At 44.7% G+C, this 14,148-nt stretch carries 16 protein-coding genes; 12 read left to right on the forward strand and 4 right to left on the reverse strand.

Annotated features, from left to right (window positions below; all coding sequences use genetic code 11):
* Nucleotides 1-46 precede the first annotated feature (46 nt).
* From F8C76_RS17365 to F8C76_RS17405, 9 genes are all read left to right on the forward strand, one after another.
* The gene (locus tag F8C76_RS17365; RefSeq protein WP_152132815.1) at nt 47-1,414 is read left to right on the forward strand and encodes a dihydrolipoamide acetyltransferase family protein; all 1,368 of its coding nucleotides are present in this window, start codon (nt 47-49) and stop codon (nt 1,412-1,414) included.
* Between the two features lie 195 nt (nt 1,415-1,609).
* Nucleotides 1,610-2,263, forward strand: coding sequence for a carboxylesterase family protein (locus F8C76_RS17370; RefSeq protein ID WP_249042450.1), 654 nt, complete (start codon nt 1,610-1,612; stop codon nt 2,261-2,263).
* Nucleotides 2,264-2,272: 9 nt separating this feature from the next.
* A complete protein-coding gene (locus tag F8C76_RS17375) occupies nt 2,273-3,049 on the forward strand; it encodes a 3'-5' exonuclease (RefSeq protein ID WP_152132817.1) in 777 nt (258 codons plus the stop codon).
* Nucleotides 3,050-3,074: 25 nt separating this feature from the next.
* A complete protein-coding gene (locus tag F8C76_RS17380; RefSeq protein ID WP_152132818.1) occupies nt 3,075-3,686 on the forward strand; it encodes a fumarylacetoacetate hydrolase family protein in 612 nt (203 codons plus the stop codon).
* Nucleotides 3,686-4,024: an Hpt domain-containing protein gene (locus F8C76_RS17385; RefSeq protein WP_129656161.1), complete on the forward strand. Its 339-nt coding sequence runs from the start codon at nt 3,686-3,688 to the stop codon at nt 4,022-4,024. Before F8C76_RS17380 ends, F8C76_RS17385 begins: the two co-directional genes overlap by 1 nt.
* Complete coding sequence (locus tag F8C76_RS17390; RefSeq protein ID WP_152132819.1) at nt 4,025-5,272, forward strand: competence/damage-inducible protein A; 1,248 nt, start codon at nt 4,025-4,027, stop codon at nt 5,270-5,272.
* Nucleotides 5,273-5,346: 74 nt separating this feature from the next.
* Nucleotides 5,347-5,574 carry a 50S ribosomal protein L28 gene (rpmB, locus tag F8C76_RS17395; RefSeq protein WP_116219403.1) on the forward strand — a complete coding sequence of 76 codons (228 nt, stop codon included), beginning with the start codon at nt 5,347-5,349 and terminating at the stop codon, nt 5,572-5,574.
* 27 nt (nt 5,575-5,601) lie between these two features.
* A complete protein-coding gene (gene rpmG, locus F8C76_RS17400; protein ID WP_031444791.1) occupies nt 5,602-5,784 on the forward strand; it encodes a 50S ribosomal protein L33 in 183 nt (60 codons plus the stop codon).
* A gap of 36 nt (nt 5,785-5,820) precedes the next feature.
* The gene (locus F8C76_RS17405; RefSeq protein ID WP_129656163.1) at nt 5,821-5,973 is read left to right on the forward strand and encodes a DUF4295 domain-containing protein; all 153 of its coding nucleotides are present in this window, start codon (nt 5,821-5,823) and stop codon (nt 5,971-5,973) included.
* A 102-nt stretch (nt 5,974-6,075) separates the two neighbouring features.
* Here the strand turns inward: F8C76_RS17405 and F8C76_RS17410 are convergent, their stop codons facing one another.
* Nucleotides 6,076-7,950 carry an immunoglobulin domain-containing protein gene (locus F8C76_RS17410; RefSeq protein WP_152132820.1) on the reverse strand — a complete coding sequence of 625 codons (1,875 nt, stop codon included), beginning with the start codon at nt 7,948-7,950 and terminating at the stop codon, nt 6,076-6,078.
* Nucleotides 7,951-8,178: 228 nt separating this feature from the next.
* On the opposite strand from F8C76_RS17410, the gene ftsY reads away from it, so the two are divergent.
* The 3 genes from ftsY to rimO all read left to right on the forward strand — a co-directional run bounded on the left by ftsY (nt 8,179) and on the right by rimO (nt 12,214).
* The gene (gene ftsY / locus F8C76_RS17415; RefSeq protein ID WP_152132821.1) at nt 8,179-9,135 is read left to right on the forward strand and encodes a signal recognition particle-docking protein FtsY; all 957 of its coding nucleotides are present in this window, start codon (nt 8,179-8,181) and stop codon (nt 9,133-9,135) included.
* A 9-nt stretch (nt 9,136-9,144) separates the two neighbouring features.
* Nucleotides 9,145-10,803, forward strand: a complete 1,659-nt coding sequence (locus F8C76_RS17420; protein ID WP_152132822.1) for an amidase family protein — start codon at nt 9,145-9,147, stop codon at nt 10,801-10,803.
* Between the two features lie 100 nt (nt 10,804-10,903).
* On the forward strand, nt 10,904-12,214 hold the full coding sequence (gene rimO, locus F8C76_RS17425; protein WP_152132823.1) for a 30S ribosomal protein S12 methylthiotransferase RimO: 1,311 nt from the start codon (nt 10,904-10,906) through the stop codon (nt 12,212-12,214).
* Here rimO and F8C76_RS17430 read toward each other — a convergent pair whose 3' ends face one another.
* The 3 genes from F8C76_RS17430 to F8C76_RS17440 are packed head-to-tail and all read right to left on the reverse strand — an operon-like array spanning nt 12,215 to nt 14,147.
* Entirely contained in the window at nt 12,215-12,724 is a 510-nt protein-coding gene (locus F8C76_RS17430; RefSeq protein WP_129656168.1) for an SRPBCC family protein, read from the reverse strand.
* Complete coding sequence (locus F8C76_RS17435; protein WP_249042451.1) at nt 12,721-13,878, reverse strand: serine hydrolase; 1,158 nt, start codon at nt 13,876-13,878, stop codon at nt 12,721-12,723. The genes F8C76_RS17430 and F8C76_RS17435 overlap by 4 nt, the downstream gene beginning before the upstream one ends.
* An 11-nt stretch (nt 13,879-13,889) precedes the next feature.
* Complete coding sequence (locus F8C76_RS17440; RefSeq protein WP_249042452.1) at nt 13,890-14,147, reverse strand: hypothetical protein; 258 nt, start codon at nt 14,145-14,147, stop codon at nt 13,890-13,892.
* Nucleotide 14,148: the final 1 nt, after the last annotated feature.

Below are 14,148 nucleotides of genomic sequence, written 5' to 3' on the forward strand. Positions count from 1 at the left end.
GTATTTTTGCAAAAAGTAAATCAATATCACTTCGATAAATAAGAATATGTCAAAATTTGAATTGAAATTACCGCAGATGGGAGAGAGTGTTGCCGAAGCAACATTGACCACTTGGCTCAAAGAAGTGGGGGACACCATTGAAATGGACGAGGCCGTATTTGAAATCGCCACCGACAAGGTAGATTCCGAAGTGCCCAGCGAGGTAGAGGGTGTGCTGTTGGAAAAACGATTCAATGTGGACGATGTCATTAAAGTAGGCGAAGTGGTTGCCGTGATTCAGGTTGAAGGAGCGGTTGATAGTGAAGAATCCAATGTGGATGTATCCGATGTTGTGGAAGAAGTGGTGGTGGAAGAATCTGCCATGGCCTTGGAAAACCAAATGGCCCATGTAAAGGAGTCCGTATCGGCACCTGCTCCCGCTCCTGATTTTTCAGTGACAGAACGATTTTATTCCCCCTTGGTGAAGAACATTGCCAAGGAAGAAGGGGTTTCCATGGAAGAATTGGAATCCATCATAGGCACTGGAAAAGAAGGAAGAGTCACCAAGAATGATATCAAGGCCTTTTTGGAAAATCGCTCTACCAATGGGAGTCATACACCGGCGGATACACCCGTTAGTGCACCAATAAAAACCGTTGAGGCAGCTCCACAAGAGCAAAAGGAAACGGTCGAGAAACCAAAACCGGCCCCCGTTCAAGTAGGGGCAGGGGACGAGATCATACCGTTGACCCGAATGGGCAAGCTCATTGCCCAACATATGGTGGATAGTCTGGCCACATCGGCCCATGTCCAGAGTTTTGTGGAGGTGGATGTTACCAACGTGGTCAATTGGAGGAACAAGGTAAAGAAGAGCTTTGAGGAACGTGAAGGTGAAAAGCTCACCTTTACCCCGATTTTTATGGAAGCTGTGGCCGTAGCCTTGAAAAAATACCCGCTGATGAACATTTCGTTGGATGGGGACAAGGTCATCAAAAAGAAAAACATCAACCTTGGGATGGCCGCTGCGCTTCCCGATGGAAACCTTATCGTGCCCGTGATCAAGAATGCGGACCAACTCAATTTGGTGGGTATGGCAAAAACCGTGAACGATTTGGCCAATAGGTCGCGCACCAATCAACTGAAACCGGACGAGATCAAAGACGGTACCTATACCGTTACCAATGTGGGTTCTTTTGGCAGTGTCTTTGGAACTCCCATTATCAACCAGCCGCAAGTTGGTATTTTGGCCTTGGGGGCCATTCGTAAGATTCCATCCGTCATTGAAACCGACCAAGGGGAATATATTGGTATCCGAAGTAAAATGTTCCTGTCCCACAGTTACGATCACCGGGTGGTGAACGGGGCGTTGGGAGGAATGTTTGTCAAGACTGTAGCCGATTATCTCGAAGCTTGGGACATGAATAGGGAAATCTAATCCTAAAAAGTAAGGTTTTCTATCAACTATTAGTATTTTAGGGATTCTAATCATTTTACCTACATGAGAATTAAAATCCTACTACCCTGTGCTCTGGCGATTTATTTATGCAGTAATTTTTCATTTGCGCAAAATAATGACGCATATAAAAAAGAATACTTCGTAAAGAAAGGAGATACTCTTCCATACAGGATATTGTTACCCAAAAATTTCGATCCTACAAAGAAGTATCCGTTACTGTTGTTTCTGCATGGTTCCGGGGAACGTGGCAATGACAATACCTCGCAATTGATGCATGGGGCAAGTCTTTTTGCACAGGATGAAAACAGAAATGCACATCCGGCCATAGTGGTGTTTCCTCAATGTAGGGCCAATAGCTCATGGGCAAGGATAGGTGTTGAAGGGGGAGGGGCCGATCGGGAGTTCGTATTCTACGAAAAATCCAAACCTACCCAAGACATGCTCTTACTCGAAGGACTTTTAAAATACCTGAAAAAGAACTACAAATTAAAGCGGGATCAACTATATGTTGGAGGGCTTTCCATGGGCGGTATGGGCACCTTTGAACTGGTGCGCCGCAACCCACGGATGTTTGCCGCCGCTTTTCCCATCTGTGGCGGGGCAAATCCAAAAATTGGAAAACGACTTAGGAAGTCCAGCTGGTGGGTCTTTCACGGGACAGACGACAAGAGTGTGCCCGAAAGATATTCTGCCCAAATGGTGGAAGCCATGGAAAAAGAGGGCATCAATATAAAATATTCCGTTTATCCAGGTGTGGGGCACAACAGCTGGGACAATGCCTTTGCAGAACCCGAGTTGTTGACATGGATATTTTCTAAATCAAGATAAAAAAGTTACATGCAGTTACAATTGACCAAGCCCATTTGTTTTTTTGATCTCGAGACCACGGGAACCAATGTGGCCAAAGACCGAATCGTGGAAATTTCCATCCTTAAAATTTTTCCCAATGGAAATAAGGAAAGTAAGACCTGGTTGGTGAACCCGGAAATGCCCATTCCTCCAGAATCAACGGAAATTCACGGTATATCCGATGAAAAGGTGGCCAACGAGCCCACCTTTAAACAGCTTTCCAAGGAAATTTACAAAATGATAAAGGACAGTGATCTGGGCGGTTTCAATTCCGATCGTTTTGATATTCCCCTGTTGGCCGAGGAAATGTTGCGTTCCGATGTGGACTTTGATATGAAGAGCACGGTTTCGGTGGATGTGCAGACCATTTTCCATAAAATGGAAAAACGTACTCTGGAAGCGGCTTATAAATTCTATTGTGATAAAAATTTGGATGATGCCCACAGCGCCGAAGCCGATACCATGGCTACCTACGAAGTGTTGTTGGCCCAATTGGAACGCTATCCGGATTTGGAGAACAACGTTAAAAAACTATCGGAATTCACAACCCGAAAGCAATCCATGGATTTTGCCGGATTTATAGGTATCAATGAAGAGGATCAACCTATTTTTGCCTTTGGAAAGCACAAAGGAAAAACGGTACATGAAATCATGGAATCGGAACCCGGATACTTTGGATGGATTCTGAATGCCGATTTTCCGCTGTATACCAAAAAAGTACTTACGCAAATTAAGTTGAGCAAACTCAACAACAAACTCTCCTAAGAGTCAACCTTAAAAAGAACACGCTATGAAATTGATATGTATAGGTAGAAACTATGCTGCGCATATTGATGAACTCAAGAATGAACGCCCAGATGAACCCGTGGTTTTCATTAAACCCGATTCTGCCATTCTGCCCAAGGAGCAGGATTTTTATATTCCCGAGTTTTCCGATGATGTGCACCATGAGGTGGAGGTCTTGGTGAAAATCAAAAAAGTGGGAAAACATATTGATCCAAAGTTTGCCGGCAATTACTATGATGAGATAGGTTTGGGAATCGACTTTACCGCGAGAGACCTCCAGGCGAAATTAAAGGCAAAGGGACTGCCGTGGGAAAAGGCCAAGGGGTTTGATGGCGCGGCAGTGATTGGAAAATGGTTGCCCAAATCCCAATTCAAGAATGTGGACGATTTAAACTTTTCTTTAACCAAGAACGGTGAAAAGGTACAGGAGGGAAACACTTCCTTGATGTTGTGGAAGATAGATGAGCTCATTGCCCATGTATCCACATATTTCATGCTCAAAAAGGGGGATATTTTGTTTACGGGTACTCCGGCGGGTGTTGGTAAAGTAAGTCCAAATGACTACCTTTCAGGGATGCTTGAAGGAGAGCAACTATTTGAAATTAACGTAAGATAATGATTTACAGCCTCGATAAGATTAATGAAATGGCGGAAGGAGACCAAGATTTCATCAACTCCGTTATTGCCGTTTTTTTGGAAGAAGTCCCAGAAGATTTGGAAGGCTTGGAAAAAGCCATCAGTCAAAAGGACTACGAAAATGTATATAAGTTGGCACATAAAATAAAGCCCAACGTGGATATTTTGGGGATGGAGCAGACCAGGGATAGAGCATTGGAAATTGAAACCTTGGGAAAGAACACCGGTAATTTTGACGAGATTGAACAAAAATTCCCTCTTTTGAAGAAGGATGTTCTTCAAGTGGTATCCGAACTCAAGAACGATTTTAATCTATAGATGCAAGCAGAGATCATCACCATTGGGGATGAAATCCTTATTGGGCAGATTATTGATTCCAATTCCACTTTTATTGCCAAGGAACTGAATAAAATAGGCGTTTCCGTCTATCAGATTACCTCTATTCAGGATGAGAAAGAGCATATCCTGAATGCTATGGAGGAAGCGGGCAATAGATCTTCGGTGGTCATTATAACAGGAGGTTTGGGACCTACCAAGGATGATGTTACCAAGCATACCCTTTGTGATTATTTTGGGGATGAACTCATTATGGACCGGAACGTGCTGGCACACATTGAGGTGTTGTTTAAAAAGTACATATCCACACCCATTTCAGAATTGAACCGGAAGCAGGCCTTGGTCCCCTCAAGGGCCACGGTGTTGCACAATGCTTATGGTACCGCACCCGGGCTATGGATGGAAAAAGGCCAGACAGTTTATGTGTCACTTCCTGGCGTTCCCATGGAAATGAAAAATCTGATGAGCGCTTCCGTTTTGCCCATGATCATGGAAAAATTTGATCGCCCCTTCATTTTACATCGAACCATATTGACCTACGGTTTGGGGGAAAGTGCCCTTGCCGAGAAGATAGAGGATTGGGAAGATGGCCTTCCTTCGTTCATTAAGTTGGCGTATCTGCCCAATTTGGGCAAGGTACGACTCCGACTTTCCGCTAGGGGGCTGGATAAAGGGGAGGTTGTTTCTGCCGTGAATGAGGAGGTGGGAAAATTATATGCCCTTATTGGTGATATTATCTATGGTGAAGAGGAAGAGGCGTCCGTGGAAGCCCAGATAGCCACTTTGCTTACCGAAAAACATTTGACTTTGGCCACCGCCGAAAGTTTTACGGGAGGAAGGATTGCGGAGGAGATTACCTCCATACCCGGGGCATCCCAGTATTTTAAAGGCAGTGTGGTGAGCTATGCCACAGAGACCAAGATAAAGTTGTTGAAGATTCCCGAAGCGTTGATCCAGGAACATTCCGTGGTGAGCGCGGAAGTGGCCATGGCCATGGCCAAAAATGTCAGGAATATTCTGGATACGAACTTTGCCATAGCCACTACAGGCAATGCGGGTCCCACCAAAGGAGACTCCGATGCGGATGTAGGAACAGTTTATATTGCCATTAGTACGCCCAAACGTACTTTTGCTGAGAAATTCAATATGGGAAACCATCGGGAACGTGTTGTTGAGAAGTCTGTGAACAAGGCTTTTGAGCTCCTTTTAAAAGAAATTTTAAATTTCTGAAAAAGAATTTTGTACGTCCCATTAAAATGGTATAAATTTGCAGCCTCAATAAAATCACTCAAATAGTTAGGGAGATGTCTAAAGTTTGTGAAGTTACAGGAAAGAAAGTGATGTTCGGGAACAACGTTTCTTTCTCTATCAATAAAACGAAGAGAAGATTCGATGTAAATATTTCCAAGAAGAAATTTTACATTCCGGAAGAAGACCGCTGGGTAACCTTGAACGTGTCGTCCAGAGGGTTGAAGATCATCAACAAAAGAGGAATCTCTGCTGTGTTGAAGGAAATCAATTCCAAAAAGTAAGTAGTCTAAGATCTTAAGTACGATACAATGGCAAAGAAAGGAAATAGGATTCAGGTAATTTTGGAATGTACAGAGCATAAAGAGTCTGGCATGCCAGGTACTTCTAGGTACATTACCACCAAGAACAAGAAGAATACGCCAGACAGGATGGAAATCAAAAAATTCAATCCTATCCTTAAGCGTATGACCGTTCACAAAGAAATTAAATAATAGGTTTTTCCATAGTAGACCTAAAAAATATAAGCCATGGCAAAGAAAACAGTAGCAACCCTTCAGTCATCATCCAAAAGATTGACCAAGGCCATTAAAATGGTAAAATCACCTAAATCAGGAGCATACACATTTGTAGAATCTGTTATGGCCCCTGAAATGGTCAACGATTGGTTGAACAAGAATTAAGGAGTATCCTTTTATTTTCTTGATCATACAAAATTATGAAACCGCCTTTTAGGCGGTTTTTTTATGCTTCAGGGTCACGTTTATTTAAAAACCTGACCTGTGTTAGTTTTTATTTACTCGATAGGTGATTCTACGGTTGGTGACCACGGTGTTGACCTCAAGGGTCAAGGTGGCGGTATTGGATAACGTGTTCCCGCAGACATAACTGTTATTGGTCAATATTACCCGGTATTGGTTATTATCCTCCGTAGGCGTTGGATTGGTAATGGACAATGTACCTGTATGGGTTCCTGAATAAATCCCTGCATCAGCGAGGTCGGTCCAAGATCCGCCATTAAATACCTGCCATTGAAATTGGTCTGCTGTCGATGATACGGATATGGTGGTGGAACAACCTGGACATGTGGTTACATTGGCAGGTTGTGAGGAGATGCTGGGTACTGTTCCAGCTTCCCTATAATCATATGTGGTGTTGGAATCATTGTCAGCTGGTGTTGTATAGCCGTCCGAACCACTGGTGACCACACCATTGCTGTCCACCGTAATGGGCAATGGTCCTAGATAACCATCATCATTGTTATCGGTAAACCCGGATTCCACTACATCATTGCAGATATCCCCATCCGAATCGGTGCTATAGGGGTCGTAGGTGCCATCGGCATCAGAATCCAATACGGAGTAGGTTGGGATGGCATACTCGGTATCATTGTCTTCAATATTATTGTATAGTCCATTACTTCCAGAACCAGATGTGGCCCCGTCTATGACGCCATCATTATTGCTGTCGGCAACCCCACCCAAGTTCAATACACCCGATTCAACAATGTCAAAGATCCCATCATTGTCAGAATCCAAATCCAATTCATTCTGGATACCATCACCGTCCGTATCGCAAACGGCACTGGCAAATAAATCACCTGTAAATCCTTCTGGGCCGGGTCCGGCCTGGTTGGTCACCGTAAACGTGTTATTGTTCCCCGGAACCCAGGTAATGAAGTTAAAAGGTGTGCCTCCTTGTGCTTCCATCAATTCCAATGACGTGGACGAAGTAGTTCTGGTTCCATATAGGTTCACTTGACCTGACTCGTCTATAACCAATCTAAGTCTGGGCAAACCATTGGAATTGGCCACCCAGGGTGAGTTGATAAAGCTACCATCGGATTGAAACAAAAAGTATTCGTCCCCACTGTCAAGGGCGCCATTTTCAAATTCCAGCACAGAAGGGTGCACAGTGGTTCCATTGATATCCAGTTGAAAGGAGTTGTCCATGGACGAAAAATCGAGACGTAAATATCCTGTATCGGTATGATTGACGACCACGGATCGTTCACCAACATCGGCCGATGTTAAAAATGAAGCACTTACCGTAGTGCAGTATTCTTCCTCATCGGTAATGCCATCGTTGTCATCGTCTAGGTCCACCAAATCCCCGATACCATCGTTGTCGGAATCAAGATAGGTGGCACTAATGGTCACGTTGTCGGCATAAAACCGGTCGTTGCCTTGGTCCCATGTAATCCCATTTTTAATAAAACGAACGGTTGTGTTGTTTGAAATATAGGCGGAAATATCTTGGCTAAAGCTTCCACTATTGTTTCCGGAAAAGGTTCCAATGGTGGTGAAGGATGAACCATCACTTGAAATTTGAACTGCCATGGTTTCTGCACCATCCAGACTGGAAGTTTCCCAATCAAAGGAAAGCGAGGCCGTGACATAAAAGTTCAGGTTCGTTGTTCGGGTGATATATTGGGACGAGAGTCCGGAAAACCGTAGCCTACTGCCCTGAATCTGAATCCGTCCGTCATCAGGAGTGTTGGTGTCGTTATACTCCAGCCAATTGGAAGCCCAAGATCTAGACCCATTGTTATTGGAGTAGGACAGGGCACTAAAGGTATCCGAAAAAGTTTCTTGGGCAGAAACTGTTATGGAAAACAGTACTGCCAATGCAAAATATAGTTTGTTGTGAGGTTTTTTCATGGTGGAAGTTGAGAAACTAAACCAATATAAAAGTAAGCGGGTTGCCAGAAGTGTTCTAATATTTGTTGTGTAGCCGTGCATTTCATCGGTAAAACCTTGGGTGTATGAGGTTTGTCGGCGTGTGTGGTAGGCTGCTTTGGAAGATGTGGGAATGCGGTAAAAGCCATTTTGTTTTAACAAAACTGCCCGTACTTTCCTATCTTTGAGGCTTGGAATGATGTATATCTGATGAGTTTATTCAAAAAAATTTTTTCGAAAGAAAAGAAGGAAACCCTGGATAAGGGTCTTGAAAAGTCCAAAACCAGTTTCTTTGGTAAGTTGGGCAAGGCAGTGGCCGGAAAATCCAAGGTGGATGATGAGGTATTGGACAGTCTGGAGGAGATCTTGGTCACCTCGGACGTTGGGGTGAACACCACTTTAAAGATTATAGACCGTATTGAAGAGCGGGTGTCCAAAGATAAATATATGGGGACCGATGAGCTCAATACCATCCTTAGGGAAGAAATAGCAGGACTTTTGTCTGAAACCCATGTGGGTGAGGAAACCGAATTTTCCGTTCCCACGGATAAAAAACCCCATGTGATCATGGTGGTGGGCGTCAATGGGGTGGGTAAGACCACTACCATTGGTAAACTGGCCCATCAGTTTAAAAACCAAGGTCTTAAGGTGGTTTTGGGGGCTTCGGATACCTTTAGGGCTGCTGCTATTGATCAATTGGAAGTATGGGCCAAACGCGTGGACGTCCCCATCGTTAAGCAAAAGATGGGCAGTGATCCCGCCTCCGTGGCATTTGACACCTTGAATTCAGCCGTGGCAGAGAATGCCGATGTGGTTCTGGTAGACACTGCGGGCCGACTTCATAACAAGGTCAACCTCATGAATGAACTTTCCAAGGTAAAGCGGGTCATGCAAAAGGTGGTACCCGATGCACCGCACGAAGTCCTTTTGGTGTTGGATGGTTCCACAGGCCAAAATGCCTTTGAGCAAGCCAAACAATTTACCAAGGCCACCGAAGTGACCAGTTTGGCGGTGACCAAGTTGGACGGTACGGCAAAAGGAGGGGTGGTCATTGGCATTTCGGACCAGTTCCAGATTCCCGTAAAATATATTGGAGTAGGTGAAGGTATTGATGATCTTCAAGTCTTCAACAAGTTCGAATTTGTGGATTCTTTTTTTAAGATGTAGAAAACAGCTATGGGCAAATACGCGGTATATTGTTTTTTGATTCTCGGATTTTTTTCCTGTAAACTGGAAAAGGCAGAATCTTCCAAAGACAAGGTGCTGTGGGTCCCTTACAATGATTCTACGGATGTGGCCGCCAACGCGGAGCACGAAAACACGAGGATGCGCTACAAGTTCATCCAAAGCAAGGTGTTGGATAAGAATGAGGTGTTTTCGCCTCTCTACCAAGAGGTTTCCCAATTTGCGGAGGAACGCTATGAAGTGATGAAACCTTTGATTTTGGAGCAAGACATTCCCACCATTCAAAACCATATCGACCAAGGAAAATTCACCTATGAGGATTTGGTGTTGTTTTATCTCCACAGGATCTACAAGTACGAACTACCTAACCATACGACTTTAAATACCATCATTGCCTTGAACCCGAATGTATTGGAAGAGGCACGTGGATTGGATGAAAATCTTGAGATTCATCACCCCATTTATGGAATGCCCATCCTACTGAAGGACAACATTGGGACTTTGGGAATGAAGACCACCGCTGGTGCTGTGGCCCTCAAGGAGAACCAGACCGATGATGCCTTCATTGTGGAACACCTCAAGGCCAATGGGGCCCTGATATTGGGCAAGGTGAACCTCAGTGAATGGGCCAATTATATATGCGAAGGCTGCCCTAATGGCCAAAGTGCGGTGGGAGGGCAGACCCTTAATCCCTACGGAAGAAGGATTTTTGATACCGGAGGGTCCAGTGCCGGAAGTGGAACATCCACGGCGGCCAATTATGCGGTAGGTGCCGTGGGTACCGAAACTTCGGGATCTATTCTTTCTCCGTCCACCAATAATTCCGTGGTGGGCCTGAAACCTACCATTGGTTTATTGAGTAGGACGGGCATTGTACCGATATCCAGTACGTTGGATACACCGGGTCCCATGACAAAAAATGTGACGGACAATGCCATTTTATTGGATGCCATGTTGGGAAAAGATGAAAAGGATTCCAAATCGGTGGTTCCCGAGCCTGGAATTTTATCCGCTTGGTTAAACCCGGAACCACTCCAGAATGTTCGCTTAGGGGTGATGAAGGATTTGCTGGAGCAGGATTCTCTTTATGCCGTTTCGGTAAACCGTTTGAAGGAAGCGGGTGCGCAGATAGTGGAATATGAGCCCAATGATGTGGCTTTGGATGGTTTTTTGTCCTTGTTGAACATTGATATGCGGAACGATTTAGTGGCTTATTTGGACAGTCAGGTCAAGGATAGTCTGGTGAAGGTGAAATCGGTTCAAGATATTGTGAACTTCAATAAAAAGGATTCCTTGGTCAGGATTCCCTACGGCCAAGGTCGTTTTGATGGGATACTTCAAGATTCCATATCCGAAGAGGACTTTCAGGTCCTGAAGGGCACATTGATGGCATCAGGGAAGGAATATTTCAACATTATGGACAGGGAAAATCTGGATGCTGTGCTCAGTGTGGGAAGTGGTCATTCCAGTTTGGCGGCAGTGGCGGAATATCCAGCACTGACCATCCCCATGGGCTATAGTCCGAAAGGCAGGCCAACTAACCTGACCTTTATTGGAAAACCTTGGACGGAGGCCCATTTGCTGAGAATTGGCAAAGCTTTTGAGGATTTGACCAAATCAAGAAAAATTCCTGAGGCCTACCGAGATTGATTCTTAGAAGTGATACTGGTTCTTCCCGTACCAAAAATCTCCTTATAAATGGATGTAATGCCTTGTGTTGTTGTATTTTTGCACTCCATTTATAGCAACTATGCGCACAAAATCGCTTAAAAAGAACAAAATCAATGTAGTGACACTGGGATGTAGCAAAAATGTCTACGACTCCGAAGTGTTGATGGGTCAATTAAGGGCCAACAACAAAGAAGTGGTCCATGAAGAGGAAGGCAATGTGGTGGTGATCAATACCTGCGGATTTATTGCCAATGCCAAGGAGGAAAGCGTGAACACCATTTTGGAATATGTGCAAAAGAAGGAGGCGGGTGCTGTGGATAAGGTTTTTGTCACAGGCTGTCTAAGTGAGCGCTATAAACCCGATTTGGAAAAGGAAATCCCCAATGTGGACGAATATTTTGGGACCAGTGACCTGCCCAATCTGCTCAAGGCTTTGGGTGCGGATTACAAGCATGAGTTGTTGGGGGAACGTTTGACTACCACGCCCAAGAACTACGCCTATCTAAAAATTGCCGAAGGTTGCGATCGTCCCTGTTCCTTTTGTGCCATTCCCTTAATGCGGGGCAAACATAAAAGTACACCCATTGAAGCCTTGGTGACCGAAGCCGAGAAACTGGCGGCCAAAGGGGTCAAGGAACTTATCCTGATAGCCCAGGACCTTACCTATTACGGGTTGGATCTATACAAAAAACGGAATTTGGCAGAGCTGTTACAGGCACTGGTACAGGTGGAAGGTATTGAGTGGATACGTTTGCACTATGCATTTCCCACAGGGTTTCCCATGGATGTATTGGAAGTAATGCGCAATGAACCCAAAGTCTGTAACTATATAGATATTCCACTTCAACATATATCCGATGCCATTCTAAAAAGCATGCGAAGGGGGACCACCCAAGCCAAGACCACCAAATTGTTGCAGGATTTTAGGGAGGCCGTACCCGGAATGACCATTAGGACCACACTGATTGTAGGCTATCCCAGAGAGACCGAGGCAGATTTTGAAATCTTGAAAAACTGGGTCAAGGAAATGCGATTTGAACGTTTGGGATGTTTTACCTACAGCCATGAGGAAAATACCCATGCCTATACCTTGGAGGATGATGTTCCTGAAGAAACCAAACAACAACGGGCCAACGAGATCATGGAAATCCAATCCCAGATTTCTTGGGAACTCAATCAAGGAAAGATTGGGAAAACCTTCCGTTGTATCATTGATCGAAAGGAAGGCAATTATTTTGTGGGGCGTACAGAGCACGATTCCCCGGATGTGGACAATGAAGTTTTGATTGATGCGGCCCAGCATTATGTGAAAGTTGGGGAGTTCGTGGATATTGAAATTACAGACGCCTCCGATTTTGATCTATACGGGGTTCCGGCAACCTCCAAATAGTTACATATTCACAAATTCAAAACCGGACAGAGGAATATCCCTTAGGTCAAACTCGGTTTCATTGAGGAGGATTCCGTGTTCCAAATAGGCCTTTAGGTTGGCCAGCCAGAAGGTCCAGCCATTACTGCAGCCGTGGTGTATGTTGAGCTTGTTTTCCTCATCGGTGGGGATTTCAAACTGCCGTAAAGTTAAAAGAACCGCTTTGCCATGGTCTTCCAAGTTTATGGAAACCTTGCAGCCGGTAAAGGTGAACTCCAAAAAATCCCTTCCATTCGCCTGCAATACTTTTCCGGTTTCCTGTCCGTCCCAATTGTGCCATTTCCAGACATAATCATCTCCAGGTTGAATAAAATCTTCTGGTAAGCGTTGTTTCCCATCAGAAGTGTAGATGGCTTCCCTCAAAAACCAAGAAGTGATTCCTTCGGAAGTCCCCCAACACCAATACAACTTTTCCAAGGAAGCCTTGATGAAGATTTTTTTGTTGAAACAGTCAAAAGTAAGCTTGTTCATCGCTTTCGATTTAGTTCATATTGGTAGAGTTCCCTGCTCAACTGGGCCAAAAATGGAATACCCACTTCGTCATATTCGTAGGCATTGTCATTAAAAATACCATCACTATTCACCAAAATGGTGGCTGTGATCATAAAGTCGATGTTGTTTTCGGTATCCTGAATATACGCGCAGTCCGTTAACGTGCCATAGGCATAGCCCACCTTATTGTAGATTTTGATGTGGTCCGGTATGGGGTCCAACTCGTCCCCGAACATAAAGAACTTTACATAGCTGTCGTAATATTGTTCCGGGTCATACCCCAGTTTGGCCGGTAGGGTATGCATGGCTTCCAAAAGAAATGCCCGTTGGTCTTCACTTAGGTTGAATTGCTGGTCTTTGGAAAAGGCTTCCGGAAAGATGACCCGTTTCAGCAAAGCATGCTGCGCTTGGATGGGATAGTAGTTTTTCAAGGAAAAGTCAAAAGCTTCCAGTTGCAAGGAATCATCCGCATAAAACCCTCTTCCTTTTTTTATCCGGTTCAATGCCATGGGTTGGACTGCGGAATTGATGATGGGGCGGCTCACTGCCGTTGTGGAGTCGTTCAGATAAATGACCAAGGGTTTGGTGGTCACGTCATCTGCATTGCTGGTGGATAGTCTATGCGCAATTCGAATGGGGGAAACGCCCCTGTTCTGCATTCTGTTGTTTACACCATCCTGTCCCAAGAACTCAATCAGTCGATTGTTGGCGGCATTATCGGAAACCGCAAAAATTTCTGAAATGGCCTTGGCGAAGGTGGTTTCAATGGAATCCCCCTCAATGTAGAATCGGGTGTCCCGGGAAAGGGAGTCCACTTCATTAAGTTTTTCAAGGGTGGCCACTGCGGCAGGAAACTTGACCGTACTGGCTGGATAAAAGTAGTTGTCCGTATCCACCTGAAAATCATGATCGGTAAAAAGAATGCTATCGTTGCGACGGTCTATCTGGGTATACCGTATTTGGATTTCATGGGCATCCAATTGTTCCATGACCCTTTTGATAAGGGGATTTTCGGATGCTAGGGCGGCTTTGAGGGGGTCGGTGACATTTTTAGTGGTACAACCCATAAAAATCAGCAACAACGGGAGGGTTCCCATGCACTTTTTGGGTAAGGCAAAAAATGTACTTTTCATCTCATACGCTTTTACGGTTTCTCCGTGTAGATTTCGCCGCGATTGGGTCTAAGAAGACTTCGAACCTTTTTTACGTTGGGTTCGGTTATGACCATGTACACAATACAGTGCGATGGGCTGTACTGTTCCACACCAATTTGCTCAAAGGGAACCTTTTCCACCTCGGCGAATTCTTTTAAATGTATTTGGTAATGTTCGGCGGTATGTGCTGCACTGGGACCTCTAAAATCCCAAATGGCCTTAATTTTTCTGTCCAATGTTTTTTCCATG

Source organism: Flagellimonas olearia (genome assembly GCF_009184425.1).
In the GTDB taxonomy this organism is placed as follows: Bacteria; Bacteroidota; Bacteroidia; order Flavobacteriales; family Flavobacteriaceae; genus Flagellimonas; species Flagellimonas olearia.